Annotated in this window: 11 protein-coding genes; 9 read left to right on the top strand and 2 right to left on the bottom strand. The window is 68.0% G+C overall.

Going from position 1 to position 17,322, the window contains the following annotated elements; all coding sequences use genetic code 11:
• Positions 1-50 precede the first annotated feature (50 nt).
• Positions 51-2,771 (bottom strand): transglycosylase domain-containing protein, encoded by a 2,721-nt coding sequence (locus tag QMK30_RS32740; protein ID WP_283521965.1) that lies wholly within the window; start codon positions 2,769-2,771, stop codon positions 51-53.
• 363 nt (positions 2,772-3,134) lie between these two features.
• On the opposite strand from QMK30_RS32740, the gene QMK30_RS32735 reads away from it, so the two are divergent.
• The 3 genes from QMK30_RS32735 (at position 3,135) to QMK30_RS32725 (ending at position 6,318) form a co-directional block, all read left to right on the top strand.
• The gene (locus QMK30_RS32735; RefSeq protein WP_283521964.1) at positions 3,135-3,815 is read left to right on the top strand and encodes a PadR family transcriptional regulator; all 681 of its coding nucleotides are present in this window, start codon (positions 3,135-3,137) and stop codon (positions 3,813-3,815) included.
• A gap of 50 nt (positions 3,816-3,865) precedes the next feature.
• Positions 3,866-4,948, top strand: coding sequence for an inositol-3-phosphate synthase (locus QMK30_RS32730; RefSeq protein ID WP_283521963.1), 1,083 nt, complete (start codon positions 3,866-3,868; stop codon positions 4,946-4,948).
• 92 nt (positions 4,949-5,040) lie between these two features.
• Positions 5,041-6,318 carry an MFS transporter gene (locus QMK30_RS32725; RefSeq protein ID WP_283521962.1) on the top strand — a complete coding sequence of 426 codons (1,278 nt, stop codon included), beginning with the start codon at positions 5,041-5,043 and terminating at the stop codon, positions 6,316-6,318.
• A gap of 104 nt (positions 6,319-6,422) precedes the next feature.
• Here the strand turns inward: QMK30_RS32725 and QMK30_RS32720 are convergent, their stop codons facing one another.
• On the bottom strand, positions 6,423-7,865 hold the full coding sequence (locus tag QMK30_RS32720; RefSeq protein WP_283521961.1) for a CCA tRNA nucleotidyltransferase: 1,443 nt from the start codon (positions 7,863-7,865) through the stop codon (positions 6,423-6,425).
• Between the two features lie 181 nt (positions 7,866-8,046).
• On the opposite strand from QMK30_RS32720, the gene QMK30_RS32715 reads away from it, so the two are divergent.
• From QMK30_RS32715 to trxB, 6 genes are all read left to right on the top strand, one after another.
• Entirely contained in the window at positions 8,047-10,338 is a 2,292-nt protein-coding gene (locus tag QMK30_RS32715; protein ID WP_283521960.1) for a DUF6049 family protein, read from the top strand.
• Between the two features lie 139 nt (positions 10,339-10,477).
• Positions 10,478-12,655 (top strand): murein biosynthesis integral membrane protein MurJ, encoded by a 2,178-nt coding sequence (gene murJ / locus QMK30_RS32710; RefSeq protein ID WP_283521959.1) that lies wholly within the window; start codon positions 10,478-10,480, stop codon positions 12,653-12,655.
• Positions 12,656-12,773: 118 nt separating this feature from the next.
• The gene (locus tag QMK30_RS32705) at positions 12,774-14,486 is read left to right on the top strand and encodes a protein kinase family protein (RefSeq protein ID WP_283521958.1); all 1,713 of its coding nucleotides are present in this window, start codon (positions 12,774-12,776) and stop codon (positions 14,484-14,486) included.
• A gap of 29 nt (positions 14,487-14,515) precedes the next feature.
• Positions 14,516-15,220 carry an RNA polymerase sigma factor SigM gene (gene sigM / locus QMK30_RS32700; protein WP_502963270.1) on the top strand — a complete coding sequence of 235 codons (705 nt, stop codon included), beginning with the start codon at positions 14,516-14,518 and terminating at the stop codon, positions 15,218-15,220.
• Positions 15,217-16,182, top strand: a complete 966-nt coding sequence (locus QMK30_RS32695) for an RsmA family anti-sigma factor (RefSeq protein WP_283521956.1) — start codon at positions 15,217-15,219, stop codon at positions 16,180-16,182. The genes sigM and QMK30_RS32695 overlap by 4 nt, the downstream gene beginning before the upstream one ends.
• A gap of 128 nt (positions 16,183-16,310) precedes the next feature.
• Positions 16,311-17,285 carry a thioredoxin-disulfide reductase gene (gene trxB, locus QMK30_RS32690; RefSeq protein WP_283521955.1) on the top strand — a complete coding sequence of 325 codons (975 nt, stop codon included), beginning with the start codon at positions 16,311-16,313 and terminating at the stop codon, positions 17,283-17,285.
• The last annotated feature ends 37 nt before the right edge of the window (positions 17,286-17,322 follow it).

The following is a 17,322-nucleotide window of genomic DNA, read 5'->3' as shown; positions in this document are numbered from 1 at the left end:
TGCGACGGCCCTCGGAGGGGGTTGGCGTCCGGAGCCGCCGATCGGTGACGTCAGCCGCCGCCTCCGAAGAGACCGCCGCTATCGCCACTACCGCCACTACCGCCATTGCCGTTGGTGGTGCCGGTGTTTCCGTTGGTGGTGCCGCCGTCGGGATCCCCTGGGTCGGGAGTCCCGGTGGGCCCGCCGTCCGTACCGCCGTTGTCGGTCCCTCCGGCGTCCTCGCCTCCGCCGCCGTCGGCGCCACCGTTGTTGCACTCGAAGTCGAGCGGCTCACACGACGGTGTCTCCGAGGGCGTCTCGGACGGGGTTTCGGAGGGCGTCTCGGACGGAGTCTCCGAGGGCGTCTCACTGGGCGTGTCGCTGGGCGTGGGGGTCGGCGTCGGGCTCGGTGCGCCGTTCGCGTCGGCCTTCTCACCGATCGGCCCGCCCTCGGGGAACCCGGTCTTGGGCTGGCCCTTGAGCGCCTCACGCATGTAGTTCGTCCAGACCTCGGTCGGGATGTCACCACCGTGGATGGACGGGACACCGCCGGTGCCGTTCATGGAGAGCAGCTTGCGGGACTCGGGGTCCGTACGGAACAGGGTCACCGAGGTCGACAACTGCGGGGTGTAGCCGACGAACCAGGCCGACTTGTTCTTGTCGGTGGTCCCGGTCTTGCCCGCGGCAGGGCGGCCCAGCGCCAGGGCCTTCTTGGCCGTGCCGTTCTTGACGACGTTCTCCAGGACGTTGGTGACGTTGTCGGCGACGTCCTTCTCCATCGCGTCCTTGCCCTCGGGCGCGTCGAACCCTTCCTTGGGCTTGCCGTTGAAGAGGACCTTGGTGACGGAGTAGGGCTCGTGGTGTTCGCCGGAGGCGGCGAAGGTCGCGTACGAGTCGGCCATGCGAATCGCGCTCGGGGTGGAAGTACCCAGGGAGAAGGACGCGTTCAGCGTGTCCATGCTCTCCTTCAGGATTCCGGTCCTCTGTGCCATGTCCGAGACCTTGCTCAGGCCGACATCAATGCCCAGCTGCACGAAGGGGGAGTTGATGGAGTCCTGCATGGCTTCCTTGAGCGTGACGAAGCCGTACGCCTTTTCGCTCTCGTTCTTCTGCCGGAACGGACCGCTCTTGCCCGGCATCGGATTGCCGTTGCGGTCCTTGATGACGATGAGGTCATTGCCGTTGTACTTGCTCATCGGCGAAAGCCCCACACCGTCCTCGGTGTTCTGGGTGCCGTGTGTCATCGCCGCGGCGAGAACGTAGGGCTTCCAGGTCGAGCCGACGGGGATGCCGGAGGTGTCGGCGTTGTTGGTGAAGTGCTTCTTGTCCCAGCCCTCACCGCCGTAGAGCGCGACGATCCTGCCAGTCTTCACATCGACCGAGGACGAACCGAACTGGACGAATTTGTCAGTGTCCGGGCGTTTCTCGGGGTTCAGGAATTCCCTGCGGGTCTTACTGACCGCCTTCTCCATCGCCTCGACCTTTTTCCTGTTGAAGGTCGTATAGATGCGATAGCCGCCGCGCTCAAAGGTCTCGGGCTTGATGTCGGTCTGCTTGAGCACATACTTCTTGGCCGTCTCGACGAGGTAGCCCTTTTGACCGCTGAGGCCGGTCGCTGCTTGCGACGGCTTGAGCGTGGGGAACTTCCGGTACTGATCCCGGTCCTGCTGGGTCATGCGACCCACCTCGACCTCGCGATCGAGGATCCACCGCCAACGCTCCTGGGCGCGCCTGGTGTTCAGCACGGAGGTGGCGTTGTCACCGATGCCACCGTCCGGGTTGTAGAGGTTCGGGCCCTTGAGCAGCGAAGCGAGGAAGGCACCCTCGTCCGCCTCCAGCTTATTGCTGTCCTTGCCGAAGTACGCCTGTGCGGCGGCCTGGATGCCATAGGCGTCACGACCGAAGTACGCGGTGTTCAGATAGCCGGCCAGGATCACCTTCTTGTCCTGGTTGGCACCGACCTTTATCGAGATGAAGAGCTCGGTGAACTTGCGCTTCAGCGTCTGTTCCTGGTCCAGGTACGTGTTCTTCACATACTGCTGGGTGATGGTCGAGCCACCCTGAGTGTCTCCGCCCTTGGCCATGTTGACGACAGCTCGGGCGATACCCACCGGGTCGACACCCTTGTCGGTGTCGAAGGAGGCATTCTCGGCCGCGATCACAGCGTCCTGAGTGGACTTCGGGATCCTGCCGATGTCGACGATCTGACGGTTGCGCTGACCACCGGTCGCGGCGAGCTGCTTTCCGTCGTCCCAGTAGAAGACGTTGTTCTGCGCTTGCGCCGTCTTCTGTGCCAGGGGTGTGTCCACCCAGGCGAAAGCGGCTCCGGCCCCGATGATCAGGATCCCGAAGAAACCGAGGCAGACACCTGTGACCTGCTTCCAGGACGGCACGAAGCGCCGCCACCCGTACTTCTCGGAGCGCGGGTAGTCGATCAGCCTCTTCTTGGGGCGCGCGCCGCCGCGGCCTTGACCGGAGCCCTCGACCCCGCCCGCACCGCCACCGCGCCGGCCACCAGCGCCGTGACCGCCGGAGCCCGAACCTGTCGGACCTCCCGGCTCGGGGCCACGACGGCGCGCGCCACCGGCCGAACCGCGCTGCGCGGCCCGGCGGGCGTCGGCCCTGCCGCTGTACGACGGCTCCTCTTCGTACGAACCGGAGGGTGACCCGGTACTTGTGGTGTCCCGCGGGGAAGCCGCACGGCGCCCTGAGGGCTGCTGGGCGGCTCGCCTGGCCGCGGCACGACCGCCACCACCTTGCGGCTGCGGCGGTTTGCGACGGTGCTCGCTCATCGAACGACTACTCCTCGGGCAGGCGAGAGCGCCTGGAAGCGGCAGTTGAGTTCCGGTCCCCCCGAAGTACGGACCAGCCCGTCCCCCGGCTCATCCGTACGGCTACGGCATCCAGGATGATGACGCCCCCTCGCGTCACGCGGTTCCCGGTGGTTTGCATGCCGCACAGACTACGCACCGTCAAAACCCTCCCAGTGCCGATGTTCACCCCAAAACAGGCAAGTTGGGTCCTACAAATTGGTGATGTGACGCCGTTCACCATGGCTCCCCTTGCCGCGGACGGACTCCCGTTCTATCGTCTGGATGTATCGAGTCGATACATCAGCTCGGCATAAGGGCCGTCGGAGACCGGGGAGGCGAAGGATGAGCAGACGCTCAGGCATCCTCGAATTCGCCGTGCTCGGCCTGCTGCGGGAGTCCCCGATGCACGGCTACGAGCTGCGTAAACGCCTCAACACCTCGCTGGGGGTCTTCCGGGCCTTCAGCTACGGCACCCTCTACCCCTGCCTCAAGACGCTCGTCGCCAGCGGCTGGTTGATCGAGGAGCCGGGCAGTGCCCCGGAGGACGCGCTCGCCGCGTCACTCGCGGGACGCCGCGCGAAGATCGTCTACCGACTGACGGCGGACGGTAAGGAGCGCTTCGAGGAGCTGCTCTCGCACACCGGCCCCGACTCCTGGGAGGACGAGCACTTCGCGGCTCGTTTCGCCTTCTTCGGGCAGACGGAGCGCGAGGTGCGGATGCGGGTGCTCGAGGGCCGCAGGAGCCGGCTGGAGGAGCGCCTCGAGAAGATGAGCGCCTCCCTGGCCCGCACCCGCGAGCGCCTGGACGACTACACGCTTGAGCTGCAGCGACACGGCATGGAGTCCGTGGAGCGCGAAGTGCGCTGGCTGAACGAGCTCATCGAGAGCGAGCGGGCGGGGCGCGATCAGCGATCCACCCCCGACGGCTCGACTCAGCAGGACACCACATCGGAAGAGACGGGCGGCCTGCCCCGGCACCGGGACACCTCCCGGCCGGATCCGTCCGACGACACCACCAAGTGAGTCCCGGCACTTCCGCAGGGACTCGTCATACACACAGGGAGCAACCGCCAATGGGTTCGGTTCGCGTAGCCATCGTCGGCGTGGGCAACTGCGCCGCCTCGCTGGTGCAGGGCGTCGAGTACTACAAGGATGCCGACCCGGCGGGCAAGGTCCCGGGTCTCATGCACGTCAATTTCGGCGAGTACCACGTCAGTGACGTCGAGTTCGTCGCTGCTTTTGATGTCGACGCGAAGAAGGTCGGCCTCGACCTCGCGGACGCCATCGGCGCCAGCGAGAACAACACCATCAAGATCTGCGACGTGCCGAACAAGGGCGTCACCGTTCAGCGCGGTCACACCCTCGACGGCCTGGGCAAGTACTACCGCGAGACCATCGAGGAAGCTGCCGACGCGCCCGTCGACATCGTCCAGGTCCTCAAGGACAAGCAGGTCGACGTCCTCGTCTGCTACCTGCCCGTCGGTTCCGAGGCCGCTGCGAAGTTCTACGCGCAGTGCGCCATCGACGCCAAGGTCGCCTTCGTCAACGCCCTTCCGGTCTTCATCGCCGGCACCAAGGAGTGGGCGGACAAGTTCACCGAGGCGGGCGTCCCGATCATCGGTGACGACATCAAGTCGCAGGTCGGCGCGACCATCACGCACCGCGTGATGGCGAAGCTCTTCGAGGACCGGGGCGTTGTCCTGGACCGCACGATGCAGCTGAACGTCGGCGGCAACATGGACTTCAAGAACATGCTCGAGCGTGAGCGCCTGGAGTCCAAGAAGATCTCGAAGACGCAGGCCGTCACCTCGCAGATCCCCGACCGCGACCTGGGTGCGGACAACGTCCACATCGGCCCCTCGGACTACGTGGCCTGGCTGGACGACCGCAAGTGGGCGTACGTCCGCCTTGAGGGCCGCGCCTTCGGCGATGTCCCGCTGAACCTTGAGTACAAGCTCGAGGTCTGGGACTCCCCGAACTCCGCGGGTGTCATCATCGACGCCGTGCGCGCCGCGAAGATCGCCAAGGACCGTGGCATCGGCGGCCCGATCCTCTCCGCGTCCTCGTACTTCATGAAGTCCCCGCCGGTTCAGTACTTCGACGACGAGGCCCACCGCAACGTCGAGAAGTTCATCGCGGGCGAGGTCGAGCGCTAAGAGCTCCGCCGCTGTCACACGAGGAGGGTCCCCGGGCGAATGCCCGGGGACCCTCCTCGTGCGCCCCAGCCTTGTGTGTGACCCTTGCTCGCATGCCCGCCGTAGGTGACCTGCGCGTCCTTCTGCGCCTGACCAACTTCCGCCGCCTGCTGACGGTGCGCCTTCTCTCCCAGTCGGCGGACGGCGTCTACCAGGTCGCGCTCGCCGCGTACGTCGTCTTCTCCCCGGAGAAGCAGACCTCGCCCGCGGCGATCGCCTCGGCGATGGCCGTCCTACTGCTGCCCTACTCGCTGGTCGGCCCCTTCGCAGGCGTCCTGCTCGACCGCTGGCGGCGCCGGCAGGTCTTCCTGTACGGCAACCTCCTGCGGGCCGCCCTCGCCTGCGGCACGGCGCTGCTGATCGTCGCGTCCGTGCCCGACTGGCTCTTCTATGCCTCGGCCCTGTCCGTCACGGCCGTGAACCGCTTTGTGCTGTCCGGGCTCTCGGCAGCCCTGCCGCGCGTCGTCGACTCCGACCGGCTCGTCATGGCCAACTCCCTCTCGCCGACCGCGGGCACGCTCGCAGCCACCGCGGGCGGCGGGCTCGCCCTCGCGCTGCGCCTGGTGGGCCCGGACTCCGACGCGGCGGTGGTACTGCTGGGGGCGGCGCTGTATCTGTGCGCGGCCTTGGCGTCGCTGCGTATGAGCCCTGAGCTGCTCGGCCCGGATCCCGAGTTGGTGCAGCCCCGGCTCGGCGCCGCACTGTCGTCCACGGTGCGTGGCCTGGCCGACGGGGTGCGCCATCTGGCGGAGCGCCGGGCCGCGGCCCGTTCGTTGGCCGCCATGACGGTGATGCGCTTCTGCTACGGGGCGCTGACCGTGATGGTGCTGATGCTGTGCCGGTACGCCTGGTCGGACCGCACGACCGGCGGATCGGACGGCCTGGTCCTGCTCGGGCTGGCCCTCGGGGTGTCGGGAGCGGGATTCTTCGCCGCGGCCGTGCTGACGCCGTGGGCGGTGGGGCAGCTCGGACCATACGGCTGGATGGCGGCCTGTGCGGGCGCGGCAGCCGTGCTCGAGCCGGCTCTCGGTCTGTCCTTCGCCCCCATGCCGGTGCTGATCGCGGCTTTCGTGCTCGGGTTCACCACACAAGGCGCGAAGATCGCCACGGACACGCTGGTGCAGTCCTCGGTCGATGACGCCTACCGCGGCCGGATCTTCTCCCTCTACGACGTGCTGTTCAACGTGGCGTTCGTGGGCGCCGCCACGGTAGCCGCCCTGATGCTGCCCGCTGACGGCCGCTCGATCGCCCTGGTGCTCTTGGTCGCTGCCCTCTACGCGATCGTCGGCGTCGCAATGGGCCACTGGAACCGCGATCCGACTGACAAGTGACGCGTCTGAGGGGCTGTGTTTCACGTGAAACACAGCCCCTCAGACGACGGGCCATGGAGGTCGCACTCACCCGCCCGTCGTCAGGTTTCACGTGAAACATGGCCTCAGCTCTGTGTCGCCCACCATTCCTTGAGCGCCGCGATCGCCGCCTCACGCTCCATCGGGCCGTTCTCAAGCCGCAGCTCCAGCAGGACCTTGTACGCCTTGCCGATCTCGGGGCCGGGACCGATACCCAACACCTCCATGATCTGGTTACCGTCCAGATCCGGGCGAATCGAGTCCAGCTCCTCCTGCTCCTGGAGCTGCGCAATGCGGTCCTCCAGCCCGTCATAGGCCCGCGAGAGGGCACTCGCCTTGCGCTTGTTGCGCGTGGTGCAGTCCGAGCGGGTCAGCTTGTGCAGCCGCCCCAGCAGCGGGCCCGCGTCACGCACATACCGGCGCACCGCCGAGTCGGTCCACTCCCCGGTCCCGTAGCCGTGGAAGCGCAGGTGCAACTCCACCAGCGTCGAGACGTCCCTGACGAGGTCATTGGAGTACTTGAGTTCGGTCATGCGCTTCTTGGTCATCTTCGCGCCCACCACCTCGTGGTGGTGGAAGGAGACTCCGCCGTCCTTCTCGAAGCGCCGCGTCCTCGGCTTCCCGATGTCATGCAGCAGTGCCGCGAGCCGCAGCACCAGATCAGGCCCGTCCTCTTCCAGGTCGATGGCCTGTTCCAGCACGGTCAGCGAGTGCTCATAGACATCCTTGTGCCGGTGGTGCTCATCACTCTCCAGGCGCAGCGCGGGCAGCTCCGGCAGCACGCGCTCGGCAAGGCCGGTGTCGACCAGCAGCCTCAGGCCCTTGCGGGGGTTGGCGGAGAGAACCAGCTTGTTGAATTCTTCGCGCACCCGCTCGGCCGAGACGATATCGATGCGCTCAGCCATCGAGGTCATCGCGGCGATCACCTCGGGAGCGACTTCGAAGTCCAGCTGCGCTGCGAAGCGAGCCGCGCGCAGCATGCGCAGCGGGTCGTCGGAGAACGACTCCTCGGGGGTGCCGGGGGTGCGCAGGAGGCGTGCCGCGAGGTCGTCGAGGCCGCCGTGCGGGTCGATGAACTTCTTCCCCGGAAGCGCGACGGCCAAGGCGTTCACCGTGAAATCGCGGCGGACGAGATCTTCCTCGATGGAGTCGCCATAGGACACCTCGGGCTTGCGGGAGGTCCTGTCGTACGCCTCCGACCGGTATGTCGTGACTTCGATCTGGTAGCCCACCTTCTGGCAGCCCACCGTGCCGAAGGCGATCCCGACCTCCCACACCGAGTCCGCCCACGGCCGGACGATCTTCAGTACATCCTCGGGGCGGGCATCGGTCGTAAAGTCCAGGTCGTTGCCGAGCCGACCAAGGAGCGCGTCCCTGACCGAGCCACCGACCAGGGCAAGACTGAAGCCCGCCTCTTGAAAGCGGCGGGCAAGGTCGTCGGCTACAGGGGAGACCCGCAGCAGTTCACTGACGGCGAGCTGCTGCACCTGACTCAGGGCACGGGGGCTGTCTTCGTTGGCATTCGGCACAACAGAAAAGGGTACGTGCCCCGACCGCCCGAAGCGCCCCGTTTCTTTCCGCCCGAAACTCTCTTCCGATCATGTGGAGCAGTCCGCAGCACTTCGCCACAGCACACCTCGTTACCATGCGTGGACGCAGGAACCTACAACCACCAACGGCAGCACACAATGACGAGGGACGGGCGGGCGCGTGGCCGAGGCGGCAGACTTTCAGGGGATGACTCCCTCACCTGCCCACCGGTGGTTGCGGCGCACAGCAGCGCTACTCATCGGCGCCCCCTTGGTGGCCGGTCTGCTGTCTCTACCGGCCACAACAGCCGCGCATGCCGCCGAGACCGTCGGCGGTTCTCGCACGGTGGATGTGTCTCTCGACACACTGACTCCCAGCGCACCGGCGAAGGGTGACACGGTCACCGTCTCCGGCACGATCACCAACAGGGGCAGAGAAACCGTCACCGGCGCCCATGTGGGGCTGCGAATGAGTTCGCAGCTGACCGGCAGGACCACGATCGACTCGGCCGCCACGCGCACCGGGTACGCCGACGGGATCGACCCCGCGGAGATCGGCGGAAAGTTCACGAAGAAGTTCGCGAGGCTTCCCGCCGGAATCAGCGAGGATTTCAGCGTCTCGGTCCCGGTCGGCAAGCTCGGCCTCGACGACGCGGGTGTCTACCAGCTGGGCGTGTCCCTGTCGGGGAAGACCGCGAGCGTGCCCTTCGAGCAGGTACTGGGCATCGAGCGAACCTTCTTGCCCTGGCAGCCGACGGCGACGGCGAAGAAGACCCAGCTCACCTATTTGTGGCCGCTGATCTCCTCAACCCATCTCACCGCCGAGACGGGTTCGGACGAGCAGCAGACCCCGGTCTTCGAGAACGACGACCTCGGCGCCGAGCTCGCACCGGGCGGACGTCTGCAGCAGCTCGTCTCGCTCGGCAATGAGCTGCCGGTGACCTGGGTCATCGACCCTGACCTGCTCGCCACGGTCAACGCGATGACCGAGAGCTACGAGGTGAAGTCCGAGGACGGCGAGACGACCGTCGCGGGGAAGAACCAGGCCGTCGCCAACCGGTGGTTGAGCGATCTCCAGAAGGCGGTGCAGGGCCGCAAGGTCGTCGCACTGCCGTTCGGCGACCCAGATCTGGCGTCCCTGGCGCACCGCGGCAGGGACGTCCCGGGCTCCCTCAGCCATCTACAGCCCGCGACCGGGGTCGCCGCCATGACCGTGAAGTCGATCCTGCACACAGAGCCCTCCACGGACTTCTCCTGGCCTGTGGACGGCGCCCTGGACCCGTCGATCGTCGACGTCGCCACTTCGGCAGGTGCGCACAACGTGATCGCCCGCAGTGACAGCCTCCGGGAAACGGGCGGGCTGCCGTACACGCCCACCGCTGCGCGGCCGATCGGCGGCGGAACGACGGCGGTGGTCGCCGATGCCCGGCTCTCCACCGCGTTCCAGGGCGACATGTCGAAGGCGGGGGACTCCACCCTCGCCGTGCAGAAGTTCCTCGCCCAGACCCTCGCGGTGACCCTCCAGGACGAGGACAAGCAGCGCAGCATCGTCGTCGCGCCGCAGCGGACGCCGTCCGCCGGCCAGGCCCAGTCGATGGCGGGCGCCCTGCGCGCTCTCGACGAACAGCGCTGGGCACAGCCCCTGGACCTGCTGAAGGCGGCGAAGGCCAAGCCCGACACCAACGCCACGACCCGGATCCCCGGGCCGCCCTCGTACCCTCAGTCGCTGCGCAAGCAGGAGCTGCCGGTCAAGGCGTTCCAGGACATCAAGGACACGCAGGGCAAGCTCGACAACTTCCAGGTGATCCTCACCGCACCGGACCGGGTCGTCACCCCCTTCGGCAACGCGATCAACCGGGCGATGTCGACCTCCTGGCGCGGCAAAGAACAGCAGGCTCAGGAGTACCGGGACGGGGTGCAGAGCTATCTGGTGAGCCTCACCGACGAAGTGCGGCTCATCCAGAAGTCCGACGCGACGCTCTCGGGCCGCAGCGCCACCGTCCCGGTGACCGTCCAGAACAAGCTGTTGCAGGGCACCGAGAACCTGGTCCTGCGTCTGACGACCACCAAGCCGACCCGCCTGAAGCTGGACGGTGACAAGACCGTCGCCGAGCGACCGGTGAGAATCGCGGGCGGCCACAGTCAGTCCGTGAAGTTCACGGCCACCGCGAACGCCAACGGTCCGGTCCCGGTGATCGCGCAGCTCTACACGGAGGACGGCACGCCGTACGGCCGCCGCATGGAGTTCAGGGTGAACGTCGACGAGTTCACCCCGACGGTGATGCTCGTGATCGCCGGTGGCGTGCTGCTTCTTGTTCTCGCCGGGGTCAGGATGTACACCCAGCGCAAGCGCGCGGCGGCCCGCCAGGCCGCCGCCGGGGCCGAAGAGCCCGGGCAGCCGAGTGACCTGACACCGGACACCGGACCGGAAAGCAGCGACCCGCCGGACACGGGTGAGAAAGTGGACCGTTGAGCGACGCCGTGGCCGGTAGGCCAGGGACGATGAGCCGGGGTCGGAATGCTGCGTCATTCCGGGGGACAGCCGCCCGATTCCCGGTCGAACACACAGCAGGACCCAGCTCGCCGGAAAAGGAAGCTCGAGGGGAGCACCAGTGAACGCGCCGTACGACGGTGACCGTGGACAGGGCACGGGCGGCACTGCGCCTTCCTGGGGGGTGCCGCCGGAGCCCTCTGAAGCAGGCCATGTGTCGCCGCAGCAGGAGCCCGAGCCCGCCCCGGACCCGTATGTCCAGGATGCCTACACCAACGATCCTTACCGGCATCAGGACCTCTCGGCCCAGGACCCGGTGACGGAGGCGCTCTACGACCGCGCCTCGCACCCCCCGCCGCCTCCTGGCACCTACCAGGAGCCGCAGCCGCTCTATCAGCAGCCTTCCTCGCCGCAGTACGCGCCGGACCCGCGGGTGTGGGCGCAGACCCCGGCGCCGGAGCCGGACGGGCCGTCCCGCCATCTCCCGTACGGGGACGACGCCGCCACCACTCAGTTCGTGGGCGTGGACGACCTGGTCACGCAGGCGAGCGACCGGGTTCCCGAGCAGGACGCGTTCGCGCATCTCTACCGCGACCAGCAGGCTCCGGGGCAGCCCACGGAGCCCGCCGCCCCCGAGCCGACTCCGGCGCCGCTGCCCAAGAAGCCCGCCGGCCGCGCGGCGAGCGTGCTCAAGTCGAGCGCCCTGATGGCCGCGGGCACGCTCGTGTCCCGCCTCACGGGCTTCGTACGCAGCCTGGTGATCACCGCGGCGCTGGGTGCGGCCCTGCTCGGTGACACCTTCACCGTGGCGTACACCCTGCCGGTGATGATCTACATCCTGACGGTCGGCGGTGGCCTCAACTCGGTCTTCGTACCGCAGCTGGTGCGCGCGATGAAGAACGACGACGACGGCGGTGAGGCCTTCGCGAACCGCCTGCTGACGCTCGTCATGGTCGCTCTCGGCATCATCGTGACGATCGCGGTCTTCGCGGCCCCGCTGCTGATCCGCCTGATGTCCGTGCCGATCGCTGACAACGAGGCGGCCAACACCGTCGCGGTCACCTTCGCCCGCTACTGCCTGCCCACCATCTTCTTCATGGGTGTGCATGTGGTCATGGGGCAGATCCTCAACGCCCGTGGCAAGTTCGGCGCGATGATGTGGACTCCGGTCCTCAACAACATCGTCATGATCGCCACATTCGGCCTGTTCATCTGGGTCTACGGCACTTCCGCCGAGTCCCGGATGGGCGTCGAGACCATCCCGGTCGAGGGCGTGAAGCTGCTGGGCATCGGCACCCTGCTCGGCCTCACCGTCCAGGCTCTGGCGATGATCCCGTACCTGCGCGAGACGGGTTTCCGCTTCCGTCCGCGCTTCGACTGGAAGGGCCACGGTCTCGGCAAGACCGTCAAGCTCGCCAAGTGGACAGTCCTGTTCGTTCTCGCCAACCAGGCCGGCGTCCTCGTCGTCACCCAGCTCGCCACCGCGGCGGGCAAGGCATCGGGCAAGGACGGCGCGGGCATCCTCGCCTACTCCAACGCCCAGCTGATCTGGGGCATGCCGCAGGCGATCATCACGGTCTCCGTCATGGCCGCCCTGCTGCCCCGCATCTCCCGCGCCGCGTCCGACAACGATCCGGGCGCCGTCCGTGACGACATCTCGCAGGGCCTGCGCAATTCGGCCGTCGCCATCGTCCCGGTCGCGTTCACGTTCCTCGCGCTCGGCGTCCCCCTGTGCACCCTTCTGTTCGCCTCCACCGGCCACGAGGGCGCCCAGGCGATGGGCTTCATCCTGATGGCCTTCGCCCTCGGCCTCATCCCGTACTCCGTGCAGTACGTCGTCCTGCGCGGTTTCTACGCGTACGAGGACACCCGGACGCCCTTCTACAACACGGTCATCGTCGCCGCCGTCAACGCCGCCGCCTCCGCTCTGTGCTACCTCCTGCTGCCGGCCCAGTGGGCCGTGGTCGGCATGGCGGCCTCATACGGGCTGGCCTACGCCATCGGCGTCGGCGTGGCCTGGCGGCGCCTGCGCAACCGGCTGGGCGGCGACCTCGACGGCACTCACATCCTGCGTACGTACGCCCGGCTCGCCGGGGCGTCCGTACCGGCCGCGGTCATCGGTGGCGCCGCCGCCTTCGGCATCATGCGCGTCATGGGCAGCGACGCACTCGGGTCACTGGTCGCTCTGCTCGTCGGTGGGATCCTGCTCCTCGGTGTCTTCTTCGTCGCCGCGAAGCGGATGCGGATCGAGGAGCTCAACGCCATGGTCGGCATGGTGCGCGGCCGCCTCGGGCGATAATGCGGCCACGGCCGCACAACTATCGTCCGCCGCCGCGTGTCGTGGATAGCGCCGGACTGTGGGCACAATTGGCATGGCTGTTCAACAGCGCGCAACGGATGGGGAGGCAGGAACGACGGTGGCGGAACGTAGCACGGCTGCCGTCGACGTGGCCGACAACAGCGGTGATGGGCCGCTGACCGCCAAGGCGGACAAGGCCACGGCCGACGGGGTGGCGCAAGCCCAGGAGACAGCGGACGAGAACATGCGCGAGGCGGACGACGAGCGAAAGAGTGCCGAGCCCACGGTCGCCACACCCGAGTTGCACAGCGGCCACAAGCTCGCCAGACGCTATCGGCTCGAAGAGTGCGTCACCCGTCTGGACGGTTTCAGCAGCTGGCGTGCGGTGGACGAGAAACTCCGCCGCGCCGTCGGCGTCCACCTGCTGCCGGCGGACCATCCGCGGGCGAGGTCGGTGCTTGCCGCGGCCCGTTCATCGGCGCTGCTCGGCGATCCTCGCTTCGTGCAGGTCCTGGACGCGGTGGAGGAGAACGACCTCGTCTACGTCGTCCACGAGTGGCTGCCCGACGCCACCGAACTGACCGCGCTGCTCGCCGCCGGTCCGCTGGAGGCGCACGAGTCCTATCAGCTCGTCAGCCAGATCTCCCAGGCCATGGCGGCCGCCCACCGCGAGGGCCTCGCCCACCTGAGGCTCACCCCGGGCGCCGTCCTGCGGACGTCCTCGGGTCAGTACCGGATCCGTGGGCTCGCCGTGAACGCCGCTCTGCGCGGCATCACGTCCGAGCGCCCGCAGCGCACCGACACCGAGGCGATCGGCGCGCTCCTGTACGCCGCCCTGACGCAGCGCTGGCCGTACGAGAGCGACGCGTACGGCCTCTCCGGTCTGCCCAAGGGCGTCGGGCTGATCGCCCCCGACCAGGTGCGGGCAGGTATCCATCGGGGCCTTTCGGAGCTCGCCATGCGGGCCCTGGCCAACGACGGCGCGACGGCTTCGCGTCAGGAGCCGCCCTGCACCACCCCCGACGAACTGGCCAAGGCAGTCGCGGCGATGCCCCGCATCCGCCCGCCGGAGCCGACCTTCTCAGCGCCGCCCGAGTACCAGCGCACCACGTACCAGCAGGGCACCTACGGCAGGCCCGGAGCGCACCCCGGGACGCCCGCTGCCCAGCCCGCCAAGCCCGCGCCGCCACGTCCGTTGCAGAGCCGCACCGGCAAGGTGCTCAAGTGGGGCGTGGCCGCCCTGCTCATCGCCGCGCTCGGGCTCGGCAGCTGGCAGCTCGCCGACAGGTTCCTGGACCGCGGCAACAAATCCGGGGACCCCGGGACCACTGAGACGGACAGCGGCGACGGTCCCCAGAAGCCGGATCCCGAGCCGCTCAAGATCTCCGACGCCGCGGTGTTCGCGCCGAACGGCTCCGGCATAGACGCAGACGTGCCGAGTGCCATCGACGGCAAGTCCGCCACTGCCTGGATCACCCCGCAGTACAGGGGCTATGCCAACTTCGGCAACCTCCCGACCCGCAAGGACGGCAGCGGGATCATCGTTGACCTCGGCAGCGTGCGGGACGTGGCCGGTCTCGACATCGACATGTACCGAAGCGGCCAGACCGTCGAGGTGCTCGCGGCCGACGAGGACGCATCGGGCCCGAGTGGCCTTGCCGATTTCTCGCAGCGGCTCACCGAGCTGGAGCCGGCCGAGAGCAAGCTGGAGACCACGCTCGACAAGCCGGTACGGACCCGATACATCCTGATCCACGTCACAGCACTGCCGACCGATGGCTCGCCCGGCACCTTCCGTGGTGGAATCTCGGAGATCAGGGTCACCGGCTGACCGGTACACCGAGGGGAGGGGGCTCGCTGTTGGACAACGCCACGCTCAGAGACATGAACGACCAGGATCTCCTGGCCCACCATGTCAAGGGCGACCCGGACGCCTTTGGTGAGCTCGTACGGCGCCACCGTGACCGGCTCTGGGCGGTGGCCCTGCGCACCTTGGGCGACCGCGAGGAGGCCGCTGACGCCGTCCAGGACGCCCTGGTGTCCGCCTACCGGGCCGCCCACACCTTCCGCGGCCAGTCGGCCGTCACCACCTGGCTGCACCGCATCACCGTCAATGCCTGTCTCGACCGGGCCCGCAAAGCGGCGTCCCGCAAGACATCACCTGTTGACGACGCCGAGCGCCTGGACCAGCTCCTTGAGCCCCATGAGTCGGCCGAGGCGCCCGCCGAGCGCCAGGACCTGCACAGAGAACTGATCGCGGCCCTGAGCACCCTGCCCGCAGAACAGCGCGCAGCTCTCGTCCTGGTGGACATGCAGGGCTACCCCGTGGCGGAAGCCGCCCGGGTCCTCGACATACCCACCGGCACAGTGAAAAGCCGCTGTGCACGCGGCCGGGCCCGACTGCTTCCACTCCTCACCCATCTGCGTGCGGACAACGGGGGTAACAGCGACCTCGGCGTGGGAAGGAACCGGACGCCGGGGACATCCGTCCCACCGGCGACGGGACCGAGAGACGCAGGACCAAGTGATTCTGCTGCCGTGAAGGGCGGAGGTGGGCGCGCATGACATCGACGGCCGACACGACTCAGCACCCGGATGTCTCAGAGATCTCCGACCTCGCCGAGGGCCTCCTCTCCCCGGCCCGCACGACGGACGTGAGTCGACACCTGCACGAGTGCGGGCTATGTGCCGACGTACGCGACTCCCTGGAGGAGATCCGCGGGCTGCTGGGCACACTGCCCGGCCCGCAGCGGATGCCTGCCGACGTCGGTAGCCGCATCGACGCCGCACTCGCCGCTGAGGCACTCCTCGACTCCACGGCCCCTGCCTCCGTGGCCGCCGAAGCCACGGCGCCGGAGCGGACCGCGTTTGTTTCACGTGAAACAGGCGTTGAACCACACGAAGCAGCGCCCTCCCCCGCCGACGCGTCTGCCTCGAACATGTCGCCCCCCCTGGGGCGTCCTGCCGGGCATCCTCGTGCGACCACTGGGCCGGGCCGAACGCGGCAGGCAAACCGACGCCGCCGCAACACCGTCATCGGCGCCGTCTTCGGGACCGCCGCTCTCGGCGTCGGAGTGCTCTTCCTGCAGTCGTTCCAGTCGCCCAGCGACAAGGAATCCTCCGCCGCGGACAGCGGGGTCGGCGCAGGCAAGAGGTCGGGCTCGGAGTTCTCCACGTCCACGCTCAAGGACCAGGTGCGGACCCTGGTGGCCAAGCAGCCCAGGACCCACGGCAAGACGGCCGAGAACGACCAGCCGTCCATGAACACCGAGTCCAGTCCCAACACTCCGATGTTGGGAACCGATGTGACTGTACCGCGGTGCGTCCAGGACGCCACTGGCCGCACCAACCCGCCCCTCGCCGCTAAGGAGGGCACGTACAAGGGCACAAAATCCTTCCTCGTCGTGCTGCCGCACGCCGCCGACGGCACCAAGGTGCAGGCGTACGTCGTGGATGCCTCCTGCGTCGGGAAGACACCCGCTGCCAAGGGCAAGGTTCTGCTGACAGACTCCTACCCCCGCTACTGACACCCCGCCCGGACGGGCACGGACACTGAGGGAATGCATGCCCCGTAGGATCCGTTGGGTGGAATGAGAGTCCGGGAACGGACCTCCACGTAGGCAGTAGGCAGTCCGCAGAGACGAGGAAGTAACCCGTGAGCGACGTCCGTAACGTGATCATCATCGGCTCCGGGCCCGCCGGCTACACCGCCGCGCTGTATACCGCGCGTGCCGCGTTGAAGCCGCTGGTCTTCGAAGGCGCTGTGACCGCAGGCGGTGCTCTGATGAACACCACCGACGTGGAGAACTTCCCCGGTTTCCGCGACGGCATCATGGGCCCCGACCTGATGGACAACATGCGCGCCCAGGCCGAGCGCTTCGGCGCCGAGCTCATCCCGGACGACATCGTCTCCGTGAATCTCTCGGGTGACGTCAAGACCGCCACGGACACGGCCGGCGTTGTCCACCGCGCCAAGTCGATCATCGTCACGACGGGCTCGCAGCACCGCAAGCTCGGCCTCCCGAAGGAGGACGCCCTCTCCGGACGTGGCGTCTCCTGGTGTGCCACCTGTGACGGGTTCTTCTTCAAGGACCACGACATCGCCGTGGTCGGCGGCGGCGACACCGCGATGGAGGAGGCAACGTTCCTCTCCCGCTTCGCCAAGTCCGTCACCATCGTCCACCGCCGGGACACCCTGCGTGCTTCCAAGGCCATGCAGGACCGTGCCTTCGCGGATCCGAAGATCAAGTTCGCCTGGGACAGCGAGGTCGCCGAGCTTCAGGGCGACCAGAAGCTCGCGAGCCTGACCCTGCGGAACACCAAGACCGGCGAGCTCTACCCGCTCCCCGTGACCGGACTGTTCATCGCCGTGGGCCACGACCCGCGTACCGAGCTGTTCAAGGGCCAGCTGGAGCTGGACGGCGAGGGTTACGTGAACGTCGACGCACCGTCGACGCGCACGAACCTCACCGGCGTCTTCGCCGCTGGCGATGTCGTCGACCACACCTACCGGCAGGCCATCACCGCTGCGGGCACCGGTTGCTCGGCCGCCCTCGACGCCGAGCGCTTCCTCGCGGCCCTCGCCGACAGCGAGCACGTGGCCGAGCCCGAGAAGACCAGCGCAGCCTGACTTTCCCACCCCACCCCACCCCACCCGGTCCGATCCC

Origin of the sequence: Streptomyces sp. H27-C3, assembly GCF_030063415.1 — a bacterium.
GTDB lineage: Bacteria > Actinomycetota > Actinomycetes > Streptomycetales > Streptomycetaceae > Streptomyces.
This window is presented reverse-complemented; position numbering and strand designations above follow the sequence as displayed.